Raw genomic sequence first — 20,099 nt, 5'->3', positions numbered from 1 at the left:
ATGCAGCGAGTAAAAACGAGCTTGGACTAGCGGCTCAAAACATCGCCGAAGGCAGCGGCAAAAAGAATGAAAGTTCCGCCGCAAATTCTATAAACCAAGCGTCCGCCCCAAATTTAATAAATTCTGAAAGCAAAGACGCTTCTAGCGCCGATCAAGCCCCGCAAAATAGAGCTTGCGCGTCGAGCCTTGAGGGCGAATGCTACGTGATCGATTACGAAGAGGCGTTTTTGCAGGCTTTGAGCGATGAGCCGCGCTTGGCCGCGACGAAATTTATCAACGGCTTGGCAAACTTCATCGCCGCTTTCGCCGAGGGCGCGGGGCTAGAGGTCGTGCTAAGCGGCGGAGTCTTTCAAAACGCGACGCTTCTAAATCTTACGTGCGCAAAGCTGCGCGAGCGAGGGATAAAATTTCATCTAAACCGCGAGGTCCCGTGCAACGACAGCGGCATCGCCTACGGACAGCTCGCGGCGTATCTAAGCGAAATTTCGCGCTAAGCTCGTCCACAAAAAAACGCAATTATAGCCGTTAAGCTCGCTCTTTTTAAAATTTATTAGTCTCATCTCGCCGTTAAATTTATGAACTCTGCACCCTGCCTGCACTTTGCGCAAATTCTAACGCTACGGGTAGTAAAATCCACCGCGGCTAGCTTTCTAAAATCGCAAAATCAGCGAGCAAATTTACGCTTTGCCGTCTTCATATGTCGCAGCCGAAACGTTAAAATTTTAAAATTTAACGACGCGCCCACGCTGTCGCCATAGCATTACGACGCGCTGCTATGGCAATCGATGCAAAATTCTACCGCGGCGCGTAGCTAGATACTGCGCAAATCCCAAGCCAAGACGCTATTTAGCGCCTGACTCTTAAAATTGAACGCAAGCTCGCGGTAGAATTTAAAATAACGGTAGCACCGGTAAAATTTCATCGCGCTAGCACTAAAATATAACGCGAAATCGCGAGCAAAATTTCAAAATAAGCGCGGTGCCTTGGAACTTTAAATTTTAAAGAATAAGCCAAATTAGCGCGAAATTCTTACTATTTGAGCGGAATTTCGGTAAAATTACATTCAAAATACGCGAAATGAGGGGAGCTATGAAAAAAGAGGAAAAAGAGAGCGCCGTAAGATTTAGCATTTCGCTGCCGACGAAGCTTTTTGAGGATCTCGATGAGATGGTGCGCGCCAAGCAATACCTAAGCCGCAGCGAGTTTATCCGCGATCTCATACGCGAAAAGATGGTCGAGGGCGTGCTTCACGGAGATGGCGAGGATGATTGCGTGGGCGTGCTTTGCATCGCTTACGATCATCACCAAAGCGATCTGATCGAGCAGCTCGTAGAGATCGAGCACCACGCAAACGTCACCATCGTCAGCACCAGCCACTTCCACATCGACGAGCGCCACTGCTTCGAGGAGATCACGATGCGGGATAAAATTTCAAAGATCGAGCGGCTCAGCGCCAAAATCGGCGCGCTAAAAGGGGTGAAATTTTCCAAGCTCGTAAAGGCGGTCATCACCGAAGCGTAGGGCTTTTACGTATTTTTAAAAACAGCGCGTCGCGCTAAATTTACGCGCTTTTAAATTTAAACGCAGCGGCTGCGCGATTTTTATAGGTTACGAAGCGCGATTCTCGATCGAGTAGAGAATTCGGGTGGGGCAGCTGTGCAAGACGGCAAATAAAATTTGTTTAAATTTACGCGGCAAACGAAAGCGCAAAATTTTTAAATTTTAATCAAAAAGCATTCTTGCCGCGGGTTGAAATTTACGCACTGGCGCAAGATCGGCGCAGCTAGCGACTAAATTTTATAAGGAGCCGCGCTTTCGTGCCGTACTTATAAAGCCGAATCCGAGCAAATCGGCATAAAAATGACCGCCGCGTTGATGTTTGCCACGCCGTAGAGCACGCGCGAGATTGTAGAGCGCCGGTAAAATCCGCTTGCAAGCCCTGAATTTCGCGCTCTTATCTACAGCGATCTCTGGTTTATTTTGAGCCGTTGCGAGCTGCGAGGTCTAAATTTAGAGAGCGCGGCTCTGCAATTTGCAGGTAGGCGATTCAATTTAAAGCAGTGCTTTACTCGCGAGCTTTAAAAATTTTACGTCGAGCCTTCGCAAACAACGCATGAAATTTAGATAAAACCGAAGCGCATAAATTTCCAAGCCTGTTAAATTTCATAAAATTTTGCATCTTGATATAAAATTTATCAAATTTACGCCATTTAAAGCAAAAACGTGGTATTTTACGCGCAAAATTTATTATCCAAGGAGAAAAAATGTGTAAAGATTGCGGCTGTTCCATAGGCCACACTCACGAAGCGGGCACCCATTCGCACGCAGATATGACACACGAGCATGTCCACACCCACGCGGACGGCACCGTCCACTCCCACGCTCATATGCATGAGGTGGGGATCGATCACGAGCACGACGCGCACGATCACATCCACGCAAATGCGGCTATTAATGACGCCAAGACGATCGAGGTGATGAGTAAAATTTTAAGCGCCAACGACGAGGAGGCCACTCACAACAGAGCTCATTTTGACGAGGATAAAATTTTATGTCTAAATTTGATGAGTAGCCCCGGTAGCGGCAAAACGACGCTGCTTGAGGCCACTATCAAAAGCGGCAAATTTAAAATCGGCGTCATCGAGGGCGATCTAGAGACCAACCGCGACGCCGATCGCATCATAAAAGCGGGCGCGCAGGCCCATCAGATCAGCACAGGCGAGACCTGCCATCTGGACGCCTTTATGGTTCACGAGGGGCTTCATCATATTGATACTAAAAATTTAGATCTGGTTTTCATAGAAAACGTCGGAAACCTCGTCTGCCCTGCGGCATTTGACGTAGGCGCGCACCTGAACGTAGTGCTTCTAAGCGTGCCAGAGGGCAGCGATAAAATCGCAAAATACCCCGTGATATTTCGCCGCGCAGACTGCGTCGTAATCACTAAAACCGCGCTGCTACCGCATTTTGACTTCGATATGGAGGAGGTAGTGCGCGAGGTACACAAACTCAATCCGAAAGCCGACGTCATCGCGCTTGATAGCAAAAGCGGCGAGGGCGTGGAGAAATGGCTGAAATTCCTACAATACAAGAAGGAATTTCGTTAATGTGCCTTTCAATCCCTTCAAAAATCATCTCGATCGACGAAAATAATTTCGCGACCGTGGAGACTCTGGGCGTGCGCCGCGGCGTGAGCTTGGATCTGCTCCCTGAGCCCGCGGCGGTCGGGGAGTACGTGCTGATCCACGTTGGCTTTGCGATGGAGAAGATCGATACGCAGCGAGCGAAGGAGAGTATCGAAATTTACGAGCAGATCGCAAAGCAGATGAGGGCGGAAGAGAGTTCTGTATATGAAAGCATGGAGCCGAGAGCCGGCGCAGAGAATTAAAACGGCTTGCAAACCCGTAAAATTTAAGGTAAATAATGGATCTAATCAAGGATTTTAGGGATAAGGAGCTGATTTTAGCGCTTAGCAAGCTGATAATTTCTAAAAGCAAAAAGCCGCTAAACATCATGGAGATTTGCGGCGGACACACGCACTCGATCATGAAATTCGGCCTTCCGAGCTTGGTCGGCGAAAATATCAAATTTATCCACGGTCCCGGCTGCCCGGTGTGCGTGATGCCGCGCAGTCGCATCGACGAGGCGATCAAGCTCGCCGCGATGCCGCAGAGTATTTTTTGCACTCTAGCAGACATGCTGCGCGTGCCCGGCTCTCGCACGAGCTTACAGAAGCTGCGCAGCGAGGGGCACGACATCAGAGCGCTTTATAGCCCGCTTGATTGCATAAAGATCGCGCAGGAAAATCCGCAAAAAACGGTGATATTTTTTGCGATCGGCTTTGAGACGACGACGCCGATGAGCGCCGTGCTGATCGATAAGGCGCTAAGCCTGGGGCTAAAAAATCTCTTTTTTCACATCAACCACGTCACGGTGCCCGCTCCCGTGCGAGCGATCTTAGACGATGCCGACGTGCAGATCGATGCGTTTTTGGGGCCTAGCCACGTAAGCGTGATCACCGGCGCGAAGGTCTACGAGAGCATTGCGCACGATTACAAAAAACCGATCGCCGTAAGCGGATTTGAGCCGCTTGACATAATGGCGGGCGTGTTAAATTTGGTGGAGCAGCAAAACGCCGGCACCTACGAGGTTTTCAACGAATATGAGCGCGTCGTAAAAGAGGGCGGCAACCAAAAAGCGCAAAATTTAATAGATAAATATTTTGAAATTTGCGATTTTCCGTGGCGAGGGCTCGGCGAAATTCCAAAAAGCGGCATGAAGTTGCGCCCGCAGTACGCGGCGCTGGATGCCAGGGTGCAGTTTGATTGCAGCGTACAGAGCGCCCCCGAAAGTAAGGCCTGTATCTGCGGCGAAATTTTGCGCGGCAAAAAAAGCCCGTATGATTGCAAAGTTTTCGGCAAACACTGCACGCCGCAAAACCCGATAGGATCGTGTATGGTCTCAAGCGAAGGCGCATGCGCGGCGTACTATAAATACGGCGACGTCAAAAACGCGAGCTAAATTTTGCGCGGCGCCGTAGCGGCACGGCTCGTTCGACTGCGGAATACGGGCTTTAAATTTAAAACCGAGTAAAAAGGAAAAATTTGAACGAAACTATACTTTTAAGCCACGGCGGCGGCGGCGAGGAGATGAATAGGCTCATCAACGAGACGATCTTTGCGGCGTTTGATAATGAAATTTTACGCGCCAACAACGACAGCGCTATACTAAATTTAGACGCCGGGGCGGATTTTGACCGCGTGACGCCGAGCTCTGCTCTGAATTCGGCGGCTAGTTTCGACGGTGAGCTAGCTTTCAGCACCGATAGTTTCGTCGTCACGCCTCTGTTTTTTAACGGCGGCGATATCGGTAAGATCGCCGTTTGCGGTACTGTCAACGACCTTGCGATGGTAGGCGCAAAGCCGCTGTTTTTAAGCTGCGCGCTCATCATCGAGGAGGGGCTTAGCCTAAGCGAGCTGCGACGCATCCTGGACTCGATGGCAAGCACTGCGCGAAGCTGCGGCGTTCGTATCGTTTGCGGCGACACAAAGGTCGTGCCGCGCGGCAAATGCGATAAAATTTTCATCAACACTAGCGGCATCGGCCGTGTTTTACGACCTGCGCGCGTGCAAAACATCAAAGCGGGCGCAAAAATCCTACTTAGCGGCGACATCGGGCGGCACGGGGCGGTGATACTCGCGGCGCGCGACGAGATCGCTCTAAGCAGCGAGCTGCAAAGCGACTGCAAACCGCTTTGCGCTGCGGTCGAAAAGCTGATCTTGCAAGGCGTGAAGATCCAGGCGATGCGAGATGCGACGCGCGGCGGGCTCAGCGCAGTTTTGAACGAATTCGCAAGCTCCAGCGAGCTTGAATTTTTGGTTCGCGAAGAGAATATCAAAATCAGCGACGAAGTAGTGGGCGTGTGCGAACTGCTGGGCTTCGAGCCATACGAGCTTGCAAACGAAGGCACTTTCGTGATTATCGTAGAAGATGATGCCGAGGCGGATAGAGCGCTTGAGATACTGCGAGAATTTGACGTAAACGCCGCGATCATCGGCGAGGTGCGCGAAGTAGGGCACGACAAAGGCGAATTTAATGGCGCTTTGACGCCTAAACTTGGTACGCGGGACGAATTTACGGGTGCGAGCGACGCGGGCACAGTATCAGAAAATAGGGCGGGACAATTTCAAACTCCGTATGCGGCAAAAGGGCGAGTGATTTTGCAAAACGCATACGGATCGCAGCGATTTTTGGAGCTTCCGAAAGGCGAGCTGCTGCCGAGGATTTGTTAAATTTGCGTGCAAATTCGGCAAATTTAAGCCTAAATTTCAAGCGTATTTTTAAATTTACAATACAATTTCGTATAAATACGGCGCGACCGTAAAATTTAGAGGAAAAAATGCATGAACTATCGATCGTAGCGGATCTTGTGGCGCTATGCGAAAAGGCGCTAAACGCCGAAAAAGCAAAGAAAAAAGGCGCGGCCGAGCAGGGCGGTAAAAATCGTTGCGACATCTCCGATACCGCCAATGAAAATACGGATTTCGCAAATACCGAAAATACGGGCGTTGTGGATACGAACTTAAACAGCAAAAACAGCGATTTTTATAAAAATTTGGATGCAAATCCACAGGCACCTTACGATACATTTAGTTCTAAAAGTCCGCAAATAAGGGAACTGCACGTAAAAATAGGGCGACTAAGCGGCGTGGAAGCGCATTATTTGCAAAACTGCTACGAAGTCTTTCGCGCAGGCACCGTCTGCGAAAATGCGGATCTCATCATCCATACCCAAGAGATCGTCATAAAATGCAAAAACTGCGGTTTTAGCGGAGATTTGACGCAGAACGACTTTTCTTGTCCGCGCTGCAAAAGCTCCGAAATCAGCGTGATCGACGGCGAGGATATGTATCTAATGCGCCTGGTTATTGAATAAAAAAGGGCATTTTCTGGGGGCAATAACTTCCCATATTTCGAATTTAAACTCCTTGCATAAGCAAAACTTCAAAAACTTCATTTCTGCCCAATTCAGATATTTATCTATTTTAATTCTTGCAGAAAGCACATCGTCTTGCTGATTTCATTTGAAGTCACGATAAATCTATATTTATAAAAAGTTCTTCCAAATAAGCGCCGAATGAATCAAAAATACATGAAATTATTCATATAATTATATGTTAATTTCGTATTGAATTTTTACTTGAAAATTATAGTTTTCAATATAAAATACCTAGAATTATAGTGTTTTTGCTCCAAAAAAATTGAAAAATGATGAACTACTGATATATATTTTCCTATTAATGATTTCTATGTAGTAAACGATTTATAAAAATGAATTTTTTGATTTTATTAATTTTGCATCATTTCCATAAATTTTATGAACGTATTTGTTTAAATTATAATAAGCTTATTGTATCACCCTCTTTCGTATCTAAATTTGCAACATTAAATTCAATACAAATCATACTTATATTTTGCATTAATTTAATATTGTAGTAGTATTGACAATGATTATCTCATCTGATATAATAACGCGAAAATTTTATCAGATTTTAGGAGTTAAATTTTGAAAGTTTTTACTCTCTCTCTCTCTCTCTGAAGCTGCAGCCGCCCTACTTTTATTGAGCGCCGCAAATCCAGCCATAGCCGACGAACAAACTAAGCAAAGCGTAAATCTCGGCGAAGTAGAAGTTACCGCAAACAAAATAAGTGAAAATTTAAAGGATGTGCCACAAAGTATCAGCGTCGTAAGTGATACTGAGCTACAAGAACGAGAGGTCAAAAACGTCGAGGAGCTGGTCAAAACTATGCCAAACATTACCGGTGTGGGCGGGATGTACGAGGGCATCAGTACTAGAGGACTCAATCCTTCGATATATACGAGTTCTAACCCCGTCACGGTCTATGTCGACGGCGTAGCGCAAAGTAACAAAGACGCAGCCTATATCCCCGTTACAAATATCGATCACGTCGAGGTTTTGCGAGGTCCTAGCAGTGCGATCTACGGCAAAGACTCAATCGGCGGCATCATTAATATCGTTTTAAAAGAGCCGACTAACGAGTGGAGCGGCAGCGTCGGCGCCGAATACGGCTCGCACAAATACATACTAGGTCTTTTTGAAACCAGCGGCGCGCTGATTGATGATAAACTATTTTTTTTAGGCTTAAACGGCTCGGCGTCCAAAGAGGACGGCTGGATCATCAACGATCTAAACGGAGATAAAGCCAACGACAAGAAAAATTACAATTTCGGACTAAATTTAAAGATAGTGCCGACCGATCGTTTTACGATTAAAATTTACGGCGATCTTTTTCACCGCCAGGACGGCTCGCTCGACGAGCTTTTTATCCCAAAATCGAGATTTGGCAATATCTCAAAAAGCGAAGCCAAGCATATAAACTTAGAAACTCCCGCCCGCGTAAAGCAAACCTCTAGCTCGGGAGCGTTAGATCTAAAATATGAATTTGACAAATTTGACGCGACCTCGGCTACGACCTTTCGTAGAGCCAAAAAAGACGGGCTTAACGACGAGGATTTCGGTAGTAAAATAACCTATCTCGACCCCGATCACTACGGGCTAATTACATTTTTAAATTCTAAAAATGATACCTTCTCCGAGGAGCTTAGATTTAGTAGCGTAGACGAGCAAAGCTTCAAATGGGTCGGCGGGCTTTATTACGAAAACGAAAAGCAAGTCTTCGGTCCGATCGGCGATCAATACGGCGACGGCGGCGGTAGGACGATAGTCGAGGATTGGCCTTCAATCAATCGCGCGCAGACGGCATCGGTATTCGGTCAGATCATCTATCCGATCACGAGCAAATTTGATGCTACGCTTGGCGGCAGGTATCAGCAGATCAGAAAACACACAAAGGTCGATTACTTTTCATACGAGCTGGGACACAATCCCGGTGCGCTCGCGTTTTCGATGGACGAAAAAGCGACATTTAGGACGTTTTTGCCAAAAATCGCACTTGGATACGATATCACCGACGAGCTAAATATTTACGCGATGTATTCAAAGGGCTATCTAGCCGGCGGCTTTAATTTCTACACCACCGGCGGCAGCAGGGAGGATAATAAATTTGACGCACAAACAAGCGATGACTACGAGATCGGTGTAAAGGGTTCGTATGAGAGCTTTAGATTTTCTACCGCGCTATTTTATATGGACATCAAGGGCACGCATATATTTTATACCGACCCCAATAACCCCAACATCTACTCGACCGCAAACGCCGATAAATCAAAATCTATGGGTGTGGAATTTGAAGGCGTCGCAAAAGCGAGCAAGGAGCTTGATATAAATTTAGCCGCAAGTCTGCTAAAGACCAAATACGGAGATTACATCAACAAAGACGGCACGAATAATAAAGGTAATAAAATCGAGAAAAACCCCGAGTATAAGCTCTCTTTGGGCGCGTCATACTACGCTCCGATGGGAATTTATACGAGACTGGACGGAAATATGATAGGCAAGACCTACTTCGATGCTCAAAATAAGCTAGCCCAAAAGAGCTATTTTACGGCGGATGCAAAAGTAGGCTACCTAAAAGATGGCTTTGACGTGTATTTTTACGTCAAAAATTTGACCGACAAAGAGTATTTCTCGCACATACGCGACAGAGCGAGTAATGTCTCACCTATGGCAAAGGCAGAACGCTCGGCGTCGGCGTAAGATATAGTTTTTAATTTAGTAAATTTATTAAAAGAAAGGATGAAAAATGAGGAAAAGTTTAGCTGCATTGGCAGTTTTAGGTGCATTTAGCGTAGCAGGCGCGCATGATTTTTGGCTTGCGGGTCAAAATGACGACAAACTAAGGGTTCGATCGGATTTGGAGATGGATTTGCCACGTGCGAGCCGATTGATAAGCAGAGAGAAAATAATTTTGAAATCCCCGTAGTCATAGATAAAAACGGCAAAAAAATCGAGCTAAAGCGCACGAGCGAGAACTATAAATTTGAAGGCGAAAAGCAGCCGGAAGACGTCTATATTATTACCGGGCAATATAAACCGACCTTTTGGACCGAGGATAAAAGCGGCAAATGGCATATGGGCGGCACGAAAGATACGATCAAAGACGCTAAATTTTGCCGTCGCGCCACTATGCTCGCAAAGGGCGTAATCAACACACAAGCAGGCGATCTCATAACTAAGCCTGTGGGCGAGCGATTAGAGCTCGTACCTTTAGAAAATCCGGTAAATTTCAAAGCCAATAAGCCGTTTAAAATTAAAGTGCTATTTGAAGGCAAGCCGCTTGCAAATGCCGCAGTTGAAGGTGCGCCGGATGGATTTCTGGAAGATATGAGCGCATTTTATGGTATGACTGACGATAAGGGCGAAATCGAGGTTATGGCGCTAAAGCCGGGTCCTTGGATACTAAAAGCAAGAAATAAACTCGCATTTTCGGACCCAAAGAAATGCGACGAAGAGACGATCATCGCGTCTTTTGCCTTTGAAGTGAAATAAGTTTAAATTTGCTCTAAATTTTACTCCGGCTATTAAATTTAAAAGCCGGAGTACGCTATATTGCGCGGACTTTAGAGGTTGCGCGCGTAGGCTGCGCTTTTAACTCGTCGCGATTTACGCATTGTGCTACAACAAGCCTTCCTGATAAAATTTCAATTTTAGCTTGAATACTCGCTTTTTCATAAATGAACTTTAAAATTCAGCTTCTAGTGCCTATTCGCCCGAAACAATCCTCGTTCAAAATCAAAAAATTAAATTTAATTCAAAATTTCGCTCTATTTAAATTCCACTCGTGCTCTAAAATTTATCTAAATTTCAAACCCCGCAAGTATAATCCGCCATAAAATTTTAAAAATCTAAAGGCAAAAAATGAAGCGCAACACTTTAGACGCCATAAAATTCCGCGGCATAGCCTCTAGCGTTTTGGCAATCTGCACTTATCTGATCATTTGGGTTTGTTGCGAGTTTTTGCACGGCATTACGATGAGCGGGTTTTTCGCCGCCACAGCCGCAATCGTCGCCGTGATTTTTACTTCGATGAGCTTTAAGCTGTCGGCAACCAAAATGATCTCGGATATCTCTGATAGTAAGGTCTTTAGGGCGTATTTGATTAACTTTATCGCCCGAGTGCTTTGGGCTATCGTATTTATTTCGCTTTTACCACATTCTATGAATAATAATATTGTGAGCTTAGAGACTCTAAATTATACCTTACATGAGCGAGGCGGCTCTTTCGTGGAGGCATTCTATTGCATTTTAGCGGCTATGGCCATAGGACTTAATCACTCTATGGAGATTAAAGAGACGCAATTTGTTACCATTTGGTATGTAACGATTACAGCGTTTAAGATTGTCAGCACCATAGCCCCGGCAATAGTATATTGCTACTTAGGAGAAGCCACTAAGAGTAAAATTTTTTATGCTTACGCGTGGTTATATTTTATATCTTTAGTACTTGTAGAAATCATTAATTCGTTTATTAAACTGCCAGAAATGAGTAGTGCAACTGCAGCGTACATGGTACTCGCGATAATCCTTTTATCTGAAATTTTAGAACTTATCGCTTGGATTAGGATTAAAGGAATTTCAGGCGCGGAGCTTTGAAATAAAAATTTATGGACGACGCCTGCAAAATAAATCAAAAAACCAATCGGTTTCGCTGGGTACCGGGCAGTATCCTGTTAGCCTAGATATGAAGGGCAAAAATTTTTACTAGCAAAATTTTGCGTAAAATCACAAAATTCCGACTTGCAAAAGTATTTGAAATTCCTACGACAAAATGAAATAATTTATATAAAAATTTATCTGGATTTTATGCCAATCGGCTATAATTCCGCTATTCTAATCCCGCATATTTTGCGGAATTTTCAAGGAGAAAAAATGCTTAAACTTCACTCAATCCTTCTTGGTACAGTGCTTTGCGCTGGCCCGGCTTTTGCAGATCGCACGATTACAGATCAGCTCGGTCGCAAGGTCACGATCCCAGATCAAGTAAATCGCATCGTCGTGCTACACCACGAAGCGCTCAATGTCTTAAACGAAATCAACGCCCAAGATAAGGTCGTAGGCATCCTAAAAAGCTGGGAGCAGCGCCTAGGCAAAGAGTATAATCGTTTGGCGCCGAGTTTTAAAAACCTACCTAATCCGGGCGATATCAAAGATGTCAATTACGAAGCTCTGCTTAGTCTAAAGCCTGATGCGGTCGTAGTGGTCAACTACTTCCCTAAAGAATATATCGCTAAAATGGAGGAGTTAAAAATCCCAGTCGTAGGCATTTCGTTTTTTAGCTCTGCACAAGAGGAAAAAGCTAAGCTAAATCCGACCTTTAAAGATGAGCGCGATAGCTTCGCTGCTTACGATGAGGGCTTTTACGAGGGGGTTAAAATTCTAGGCGAACTAAGCAATCACGAAAAGGATGCCGCTGAACTAATAGATTTCGTTAAAAAATCGCAAGCTGATTTAAATGCCAAATTTAGTAATTTTATCGTAGATAAAAGACCTAGAGTTTATATGGCAAATCCCGATCTTACGACCTACGGTAGCGGCAAATATACTGGCGTAATGTTAGCAAGAGCGGGTGCGACGAACGTCGCCGCTGCAGATATAAAGGGATACAAACAGGTTTCGCCGGAGCAAATTTTAGCATGGAATCCGCAGATTATCTTAGTGCAAAACCGCTATCCTCAAGTACCTGCCGAACTTAAGGCAAACCCTGCGCTAAAAGGTCTTAGCGCCGTGAAAGAGGATAGAATTTATCTAATGCCCGAATTTGTTAAAGCATGGGGTCATCCAACTGCCGAAGCAATGGCGCTTGGTGAGGAATGGCTTGCGATGAAACTTTATCCGCAAAATTTTAAGGACGCAAACTTTGATAAAAAAGTAGAGGAATTCTACGAGAAATTTTACCGCGTCAAATATCAAAAATAATGCTAAACGTAATCCTGCTTCTTTTTTGGGTAGTGCTGGCGCTAATCTCGCTCGCTAGCGGGCAGTTTCATATCCCGCTAGAAGAAATTTTTAAAATTCTCTTTAGCGGAGGCGGCGATGAAGCCGCCAAAAGTGTGATGCTGGATGTTAGAATTCCGCGCATTCTACTCTCCAGCCTTTGCGGTGGAGCGCTTGCTATCGCGGGTTTGAGCTTACAGGCGGTATTTAAAAACCCGCTCGTTGGCCCGCACATCGTAGGCGTTAGCACCGCAGCGGCATTCGGCGGCGCGCTTTGTATCTTGCTAGGATTGAGCGGTTTATGGCTTGCGGGGTTTGCATTTTGCTTCGGGCTTGCGGCACTATTTTTGCTCTATCTTTTGGCAAAATTCGTAGCACGCGCAGATATTTTCTCGCTCATTTTAGCAGGTATAGTCATTAACGGCGTATTTGCCGCACTTACGAGCTTAGTGCAGTATCTAGCAGACGATGAGGAAGTGCTGCCTAATATCGTCTTTTGGCTACTAGGAAGCTTCGTAAGCGCAGGATACGATAAAGTAATTTTGATGTGCGCGATCGCCCTGCCCGCTTCTGCAGTATTAATCGCGCTGAGATGGCGGTTTAATCTACTCAGCCTAAATGATGATGATTTGCGCGTGCTAGGCGTGGATGTTAAGTTTCTGCGCTGCACGATCCTAGCGCTTTGCACTGCTCTGATCGCCGTACAAGTTAGCGTCAGCGGAAATATCGGCTGGGTAGGTCTTGTAGTGCCGCACGCCACCAGGCTCATCGCGGGCAGCGACCACGTGAAGCTAATGCCTGCCTGCTTCATTGCAGGAGCGATCTTTATGCTGGCAATCGACGATCTATCTCGCTCGCTAAGTAGCGCCGAAATTCCTTTAGGAATTCTATCTGCTCTCATCGGAAGCCCGATCTTTGCCCTACTTCTAAAAAGGAGCGCCAAAAATGCAAAATCTAATTGAGGTAAAAAATGCTGGCTTTTACTACGAGGCGGAAAAATTCTGCTTTCGCAACTTAAACTTCGAGCTTGCCAGCTCTCAAACATTAGCGATTTTGGGCTTAAACGGGCAAGGCAAAAGCACGCTAATGTCGTGTATGATGGGGATTTTGCAGCCTAAAGAAGGCGAGATCGTGCGCAAGGCAAAATTTGCTTTCTTGCCTCAAAGCTTTAACGTCGCGTTTGATTACAGCGTGCTTGACATCGTACTGATGGGCAGGGTACGCGAGATCTCGCTCTTTTCAAAACCGGGCAAAAAGGATATTCAAATATGTCTTGACGCTCTGGATACGCTAGGCGTCGCCCATCTGCAAAAGCGCAGCTTTAACGCCCTTAGCGGCGGGCAGAGGCAGCTCGTGCTCTTTGCTAGAGCCCTAGCTAGCGGCAGCGACGTGCTGTTTTTGGACGAGCCTGCCAGCGCGCTTGATATCAAAAACCAAGACCGCGTGCTAAGCCTCATCGCAAATCTACGCTCAAATAGCGATGCGAGCATAGTTTTTACCACCCATCAGCCTAACCACGCCCTCGCAGTCGCCGATCGCACACTGATCTTGCGAAATGATCTTAGCTACAACTACGGTGTAAGTAACGAAATTTTAACCGAAGCCGCGCTTAGCTCGCTCTATGGCGTACAGATCAAAACGGCGGAATTTGACGTTGCGGGCGAGCAAATCCCTAGCATCACGCAAATTTTCAGCGCGCAGGTGAGGTAGGCGCGAGCGGCGCGACAAAGCAATTCATCAATCGCCGCGAAATTTTAAATCGCGAGATTTTATCTTGAGTGGAATTTAAATCGCATAATTCTATCCTGAAATGCCGTCTTGAAATTCTGATTAAAATTTTATATCGAGGTTTTGCCATAGAATTCCAGTCTAAATTCCATAGTGAAATTTTGCCGCGGAATTCCGAGTAGAAATCTTCATAGCGGAATTCTACCTGCGGCTTGCCGGTTTTCGAAGCGCGCAATGAAAGATACCGCGCTTGTGGTTTAAAATTTTTGTAGTAGAATTCTGCCTGCAAATCCATAGATGGAATTCCGTTTTAAATCCCGCGGCGAAATTTTATTCTCGCTCTGGTAGAATTCCTGAAATTCCGCAGTCTGCAAGCTTGCCCCGACGAAATTTAAAAATTTTAAATTTAGCTGTTTAATTCCTGCTTTACATCGATTTATGTATACTTCGGGATAAATTTTTTAAGAGGCTTATGTATGCAAAATCTCGTATCTCAGGCAAGAAAAGAGGGGATGATCAGCACCGGCATCGATCTGTTTTTAGCGGCAGTGCCTGCGACTTTAGTTGCGCTAGATATTGCTACTGGCGGCATGCTAGGGCTTAGCACCAACAAGACGGCTATCTATATCATTGGCGGAATTATTTTTGCTCTTTTGTGTGTTTCGGTATTTTTCAGGCTAAGAGCGCTCTGCAAAATTTCAATGCTTAGCGGCATAAGGGCGGCGGCACTTTACCGCAACTGCGTAATTGTCTGCATCTGTGTCATTGCCATAACAAGCATCTTTTTATCGATTCCTTTATCGATCTCACACAAGCATTTGGCAATGATATTGTGCATTTTGATAGCGTTTGCGGGCGCAATCTACATGATCGTAGCGTGGTTTTGCATAAATTTTGCTCTAGCGCGCGTAAGCGGCGTGAGGATCTTTGAGACATATGTGTGGCTCTGCGTCATCCTTTTTCCATTAAATGCACTATACCATTTGATATTCCCCATGACCCTCACAATAACTAGCATCGTGCATCTGCTAGCCTGGAGCAAGATAGAAAAGCTCGCCTAAGCCGAAGCGCTTTCGTTTTGCAGCGACCGCGCGCTTTTGCAAGTCTAAACCGCAACGTCCAAAAGCCGCGCGCCATCGGGCGCAGCGTCGCCGCACGCAGCGAAGCTGCAAGATAGCGCGTAAATTTAGAAAATTCAAAGGATAAAAATGAAAGAAATTTCAAAGCAAGATCTGCTTCGCAAGGCGAAATTCCGCGGAGTTTTAGGTGCCGTGATTTTGCTAGGCATCGGCATAAGCGGCACGGTGGGCGTAAGCAGCATAGACGAGGACGCGGTCGCGATTTTTAGAGTTTTAGCGCTACTAGCGACGCTAGCGATATTTTACGACTGCTTCGTTTGCCTAGAAAAGGCGCTAGGCGTGCGCTTCGTTAAGACCTATAGGCTGATAGAAAGTATCCCAATCGTCGCTATTTTGTGCTACTGCGCCATGATAGTAGCGCTAAAAGAGGGCGCGATGCTAGGTCTACTCTACACCCTGCTCTACGTCCTTTCGACGTGCGCAGCGGTGATAATCTGGGGCGTATTAAACTGCCGCCTAGCCACACTTAGCGGCGTGGATTTATTTAAAATCTACGGCATAGTGGTGTCCGTGACGTGGCCCTGCGAAGCGGTATCGGGCGCGCTAGCTAAAATAGGCGTAATCCTCGCGCTGCCGTATCTAATCGCAGCGTCGCTGGTAACGGCGTTTTCGGGGATTTTGCTAATCATAGCGTGGATAAAATTCAACCCCGCAAGGTTATGCGGCGCGGAAAATTCTAGCGAGCTTGACGGCGCCAAGCTAGGTGCGGACGGCGAAAAACCAAGCATTTACAGAAAACTCGCCACTTTTAAGAAATCAGACGCGGACGATGCGAAAAAGCCCGCTTCCAAGGCGAGTGCAGATACCGCAAATATGCCTGCTTCAGCAGTGAGCGCAGATGATACGACCGCCGCAAGACGCCCGGGCAACCCCGGATTTAAATTCTAACTCTACTCGCAAGATGGAATTTCGCAAAATTTTTAAAATTTAAGGCGCGAAATTTTATCGCGACGCGCGGCGTATCGGGCGGAAACGCGGGATTTTGATTTAATTTTATCCGCTACGAACGCGCAAAATTTAGGGCAAAATTCCAAGCCGAAATTCCGCGATCAATTTAAAATTTTAAGCAGAGGTTCAATCCAAAAATTCCGACGAAGCAAAATCCAAGCCAAAATTCCAGCTGAAATTCTAAAATTCCGATCTAAATCCCTAATCCAGCTTATTTCTAAAAAGCGACGCGGCCAGCGCCATCGTGCCCGCGCCGATTAGCAGCAGCGGCACGATGAGATGCCACAGCTCGCCGAGGCTCGCGCCCTCCAGATAGATCCGCCACATGCAGTTGTTGGCATAATACATCGGATCGAGGTGCGCGATGTAGTAAAACCACCGCGGCATCGCGTCCGCAGGCGTTATCAGCCCGCTTATCATAATGCACGGCAGCAGGAACAAAAACGAGCTCACGACCGATTGCAGCGAGGTTTTGCAGACGGTCGAGATCACGAGGCCGATGCCTACGTTGCAGGCGCTAAAGATCGCGATGATCGCAAAAAGATGCGTAAAGTGCCCGCGGAATGGAATTTCGAAGTAAAATACGCAGATCAAAAACAGCGCGAGCCCCTGCGCGATAGCGATCAGCACAGGCGGCACGGCTTTGCCGATCAGCATCTCAAGCGGGTTCGCGGGAGTCATCAGCATCATATCAAAACTCCCCTCCTCGCGCTCGCGAGAGACGCTAAACGCCGATAGCATCAGCACCTGAATCATCGAAAGCCCCAAAATCATCCCCGTCATGATCGTGTAGCGCGTGATCGTGTTTTCGTTAAAAACATAGCGCGGATTTATGCTGATTAAATTGACAAAATGCTGAGTATTGTATTCCTGCACTATGGCCTGCACGAAGCCGATGACGGTGTTCGCCAAGGTCGTATTGCGCGAATCCGCGATGATCAAAAGCTCGTGCGTATCCTTAAAATCGCTGCCGAAATAGATCCCGATGATCGCCTCGCCCTCGCTTACCGCGCGGCGCAGGCAGGTTAGGTCTTTGCAGCCAAGTTCGGTCTTAAACATCGGCGTAGCGGCGATCTGCTGTACCAGCGCGGTGGACGTCGCATCGCGGGCGTCGTCCAAAATCGCGTAGCGCACCTGCTCGGGGGTGAAATTCGCGCCGTAGCCGAATATGATCGCCTGCACCAGCACCGGCACGATCAGCACCATGCGCGTGCCCTTATCGCGAAACATCGCCAAAAATTCCTTCTTAATAAGCGCGCGAATTCGAAGCAGTGATTTTCGCAGAGCGTTCATCGCGCGCTCCTTTTAAATTTAGCGGCACCTTTAAATTTAACGCCATTTTCAAATTTAGCGGTGCGGGCTCGCGGCACGGAATTTAAAGCGAAATTTAAACGCACCGCGGGCGCGGGTTTAAATTTATGCGGCGCGAGCGTAAATTTCCGCAGCGCGAGCTTGAGCTTATACGACGCGAACATGAAATTTAAAATTTCAGGTCTACTATGCGACGACTCAGGTTTAAATTTTAAAAACCACGCCGCCGTTTGCCAGCCGAAGCGGTTCGCACCGAGAAATTTTAAAAATTTCATCGTATACCTATTCAGAGCGTAAAATTTTATTCTTTTCACTCCCTGTGAAATCAAAGTATTCGTCGCTCGCCCTACTTCATAGCGCGAAATTTTACCGCTTGCGGCTCGAATCAAAACTGGGTACTTATGCAAGCAAACGGCGTAAATTTCGCTACGCCACGCTTCGTAGTTACGCCGCGTAACCGCGCTGCAAAGCTGCATCGTAAAGCGCGATTTAAAATTTAAAAGCGCGCCCGTGAGGTCAAATTTGCTAAAATTTTCCGCGCGCGCCGTTTTGTAGCCGTGCCGTGCAGCTGCGCTACAAAGTCGCGCTATGCGGCGCTGCGCGGAATCCAAACCGCTCGCATGATTAATCTTAACCGCGCGCCGTTTTTCTGTCGCATCGTACGTATGCTGCGAAGCAAGCCGCGCCGCACGCCCTGCTTCGGCTTTATCTGCGCGCGGCAAAATACGACGCGAAGCACGCGGCAGCGCGCGAATAAGCTTTAAAATTCTCAATCCACGCTGCGATATAAAATTTTGCACTGTGTCCGCAAAAGGCGCTGAAGCGCGCGTAAATTTTAAAATTTCAAACCGATTGCACGGCATAGGCGCAAAATTTAAAAATTCCGCCGCTTGCTTTTGCGGCTTGAAGCGGCTTTTTAAGCGCTCTGCGGCGCTAAATTTTAAAATTTCAGATCCACGCTTCACCGCTGCACCTTGCAAGCCAAAATTCCTCACGCTGAGAAATTTTAAAATTTCAAGCCCGCGCTCCGCTCGCTTGCAAAAAAATTCTAAAAATTTCATCACGTTCCCTATTTTGGCGGCGCGAAATTCCGCCATCGATGCCTTGGGCGAAAGCGAAATATTAATTGCGCCGATTTTTGCGGCGCGAAATTTCTCCGCGCAAGCGTAAAGCAAAAATAAATTTTTCATCGTGCGCCCCTTTTTACGCTAAGCACGCACAAGCTGAAAAACAAAACCGCTCCGAGCGCCTGAATGGCGAGGTTTACCCATAGCGTCGCACTCTGTCCACCCGAGAGGAAGCAGATGCGAAAGGATTCGACCGCGTATGTGGGCGGCAGCAGGTGCCCGATGAAGTTGACCGCCGCGGGCAGTCCGCGCAAATCGAATATCATGCCGCTAAGCAGCGTCACGGGCAGATAGCCGATGACGATGGCGTATTCCTGCGCTAGGAATTGATTTTTGCAGATCGCCGAGATCAGCATGCCTAGGCAGGTCATCTCCAGCACGAAGACGCACAGCGTCGCCAGCAGCATCGCTACGCTGCCGCGGATCGGGATGCCTAAAAGAACCTGCCCGTAAACGAGCGTCATCGCGCCGCCCAAAAGCGCTAGGAAATAATACGCGCCGACCTTGGCAGTGACGATCTCAAGCGCGCTTGCGTTGGAGTTGTAAAGCGAGGCGATCGTGCCGCGGTCCCATTCGCGCGAGATCACGACCGCGACCATAAATAGGCAGATGAGCCCTAAAATCCCCACGTACTCGGCAGATACGAGATACCACGTCGATTCGTTGGCTTCGTTGAACCAGCTGCGATAATTCACGCTGACGGGCCTTGCTGCGGCGTTTAAATTTGCGTTTAAAAAGCCGTAATCTTGCGCCAAAACCTGCTCGATTACGCCTGCAACGTAAACGTAGCTAAGAAGCGCGAGCTGCGACTGCGTGGCGTTTTGGATAAGGAAAATCTCGGCGCCGTCTTTGTCTGAGTTACTCGCGCTACCGCCCGTGCCGCCGCCGTTATTTGCAGCGTCGCCTGCGCCGCCTGCACCGTTAGCGAAGGGGCTTGCATTGACGCCGCCGCCCGTATTTTGAATATCGCTTGCGCCGTCGATAAAACCAGCATTCGTATCGCCCACGCCGCCGATTAAATTTACGCCGCCTTGATTTGCGCCTATGTCGCCTGCGCTGCTACTGAAATTTGCGCTCACAGCGCCCGTATCGTTACTGCGAGAATTTGCGCCGGCGAAATTCGCAGTCGCGCCCATACTGCCGCCGTTAGAATTTGCGCTGGCGTCGCCAAAAGAGTACGCGTTACCGCCTGCGCCGTTGCCGTATGAACCCTCGTCGCTTACGCCGGTGCCGCCCGCAGAGGCGTTTATGCCGCTTTTCGTGCCAGTGTCCGCGCCTCTGTCCTCAAGCGGACGGACATTTGCGCCGCTGCTCGCATTTTGGAGATCGCTTGTGCTGCCCGTGGAGGAGCTGTCGTCGCTAAAAAAGTTTAAATTTATGCCGCCGCCCGCTCCGCCGGTATTCCCCATCAACCGTTCAGAAGTGTTCCA

General features: G+C 47.4%; 18 protein-coding genes and 1 pseudogene. 15 read left to right on the top strand and 4 right to left on the bottom strand.

What is annotated here, in order from left to right:
- From Q0340_RS10905 to Q0340_RS10845, 13 genes and pseudogenes are all read left to right on the top strand, one after another.
- Nucleotides 1-494, top strand: a pseudogene (locus tag Q0340_RS10905) (hypothetical protein); the annotation flags it as partial.
- Nucleotides 495-1,089: 595 nt separating this feature from the next.
- Nucleotides 1,090-1,521, top strand: coding sequence for a nickel-responsive transcriptional regulator NikR (nikR, locus tag Q0340_RS10900; protein WP_005870445.1), 432 nt, complete (start codon nucleotides 1,090-1,092; stop codon nucleotides 1,519-1,521).
- Nucleotides 1,522-2,264: 743 nt separating this feature from the next.
- Complete coding sequence (hypB, locus tag Q0340_RS10895; protein ID WP_298083320.1) at nucleotides 2,265-3,107, top strand: hydrogenase nickel incorporation protein HypB; 843 nt, start codon at nucleotides 2,265-2,267, stop codon at nucleotides 3,105-3,107.
- Entirely contained in the window at nucleotides 3,107-3,388 is a 282-nt protein-coding gene (locus Q0340_RS10890) for a HypC/HybG/HupF family hydrogenase formation chaperone (RefSeq protein ID WP_298083319.1), read from the top strand. Before hypB ends, Q0340_RS10890 begins: the two co-directional genes overlap by 1 nt.
- A 35-nt stretch (nucleotides 3,389-3,423) precedes the next feature.
- Nucleotides 3,424-4,521, top strand: a complete 1,098-nt coding sequence (gene hypD, locus Q0340_RS10885; protein ID WP_298083318.1) for a hydrogenase formation protein HypD — start codon at nucleotides 3,424-3,426, stop codon at nucleotides 4,519-4,521.
- A gap of 83 nt (nucleotides 4,522-4,604) precedes the next feature.
- Nucleotides 4,605-5,792 carry a hydrogenase expression/formation protein HypE gene (gene hypE, locus Q0340_RS10880; protein ID WP_298083317.1) on the top strand — a complete coding sequence of 396 codons (1,188 nt, stop codon included), beginning with the start codon at nucleotides 4,605-4,607 and terminating at the stop codon, nucleotides 5,790-5,792.
- A gap of 107 nt (nucleotides 5,793-5,899) precedes the next feature.
- The gene (locus tag Q0340_RS10875; protein ID WP_298083316.1) at nucleotides 5,900-6,436 is read left to right on the top strand and encodes a hydrogenase maturation nickel metallochaperone HypA; all 537 of its coding nucleotides are present in this window, start codon (nucleotides 5,900-5,902) and stop codon (nucleotides 6,434-6,436) included.
- Between the two features lie 685 nt (nucleotides 6,437-7,121).
- On the top strand, nucleotides 7,122-9,179 hold the full coding sequence (locus Q0340_RS10870; protein WP_298083315.1) for a TonB-dependent receptor: 2,058 nt from the start codon (nucleotides 7,122-7,124) through the stop codon (nucleotides 9,177-9,179).
- 150 nt (nucleotides 9,180-9,329) lie between these two features.
- Nucleotides 9,330-9,971: a DUF4198 domain-containing protein gene (locus Q0340_RS10865; RefSeq protein ID WP_363317265.1), complete on the top strand. Its 642-nt coding sequence runs from the start codon at nucleotides 9,330-9,332 to the stop codon at nucleotides 9,969-9,971.
- A 369-nt stretch (nucleotides 9,972-10,340) separates the two neighbouring features.
- Nucleotides 10,341-11,075 carry a hypothetical protein gene (locus Q0340_RS10860; protein ID WP_298083314.1) on the top strand — a complete coding sequence of 245 codons (735 nt, stop codon included), beginning with the start codon at nucleotides 10,341-10,343 and terminating at the stop codon, nucleotides 11,073-11,075.
- Between the two features lie 276 nt (nucleotides 11,076-11,351).
- Entirely contained in the window at nucleotides 11,352-12,398 is a 1,047-nt protein-coding gene (locus tag Q0340_RS10855) for an ABC transporter substrate-binding protein (protein WP_297947917.1), read from the top strand.
- Nucleotides 12,398-13,378, top strand: a complete 981-nt coding sequence (locus Q0340_RS10850) for an iron ABC transporter permease (protein ID WP_002951064.1) — start codon at nucleotides 12,398-12,400, stop codon at nucleotides 13,376-13,378. The genes Q0340_RS10855 and Q0340_RS10850 overlap by 1 nt, the downstream gene beginning before the upstream one ends.
- Entirely contained in the window at nucleotides 13,362-14,126 is a 765-nt protein-coding gene (locus Q0340_RS10845; protein ID WP_298083313.1) for an ABC transporter ATP-binding protein, read from the top strand. The genes Q0340_RS10850 and Q0340_RS10845 overlap by 17 nt, the downstream gene beginning before the upstream one ends.
- Here the strand turns inward: Q0340_RS10845 and Q0340_RS10840 are convergent.
- Nucleotides 14,107-14,439: a hypothetical protein gene (locus tag Q0340_RS10840; RefSeq protein WP_298083312.1), complete on the bottom strand. Its 333-nt coding sequence runs from the start codon at nucleotides 14,437-14,439 to the stop codon at nucleotides 14,107-14,109. The genes Q0340_RS10845 and Q0340_RS10840 overlap by 20 nt on opposite strands.
- A 181-nt stretch (nucleotides 14,440-14,620) precedes the next feature.
- Here Q0340_RS10840 and Q0340_RS10835 point away from each other — a divergent pair, with 181 nt between their 5' ends.
- Complete coding sequence (locus Q0340_RS10835) at nucleotides 14,621-15,205, top strand: hypothetical protein (protein ID WP_298083311.1); 585 nt, start codon at nucleotides 14,621-14,623, stop codon at nucleotides 15,203-15,205.
- Nucleotides 15,206-15,352: 147 nt separating this feature from the next.
- Nucleotides 15,353-16,171: a hypothetical protein gene (locus Q0340_RS10830; protein ID WP_298083310.1), complete on the top strand. Its 819-nt coding sequence runs from the start codon at nucleotides 15,353-15,355 to the stop codon at nucleotides 16,169-16,171.
- Nucleotides 16,172-16,432: 261 nt separating this feature from the next.
- Here the strand turns inward: Q0340_RS10830 and Q0340_RS10825 are convergent, their stop codons facing one another.
- From Q0340_RS10825 to Q0340_RS10815, 3 genes are all read right to left on the bottom strand, one after another.
- Nucleotides 16,433-17,524, bottom strand: coding sequence for an ABC transporter permease (locus Q0340_RS10825; protein WP_298083309.1), 1,092 nt, complete (start codon nucleotides 17,522-17,524; stop codon nucleotides 16,433-16,435).
- A complete protein-coding gene (locus Q0340_RS10820; protein ID WP_298083308.1) occupies nucleotides 17,521-18,732 on the bottom strand; it encodes a hypothetical protein in 1,212 nt (403 codons plus the stop codon). Before Q0340_RS10820 ends, Q0340_RS10825 begins: the two co-directional genes overlap by 4 nt.
- Nucleotides 18,729-20,099: ABC transporter permease (locus tag Q0340_RS10815; RefSeq protein WP_298083307.1), on the bottom strand; the 1,371-nt coding region annotated here is incomplete at its 5' end. The genes Q0340_RS10815 and Q0340_RS10820, both read right to left, overlap by 4 nt.

The organism is uncultured Campylobacter sp., assembly GCF_938045595.1.
GTDB lineage: Bacteria > Campylobacterota > Campylobacteria > Campylobacterales > Campylobacteraceae > Campylobacter_B.
Note: the sequence above shows the minus strand (reverse complement) of the source record. Positions and strands in the feature narration are given on the sequence as shown.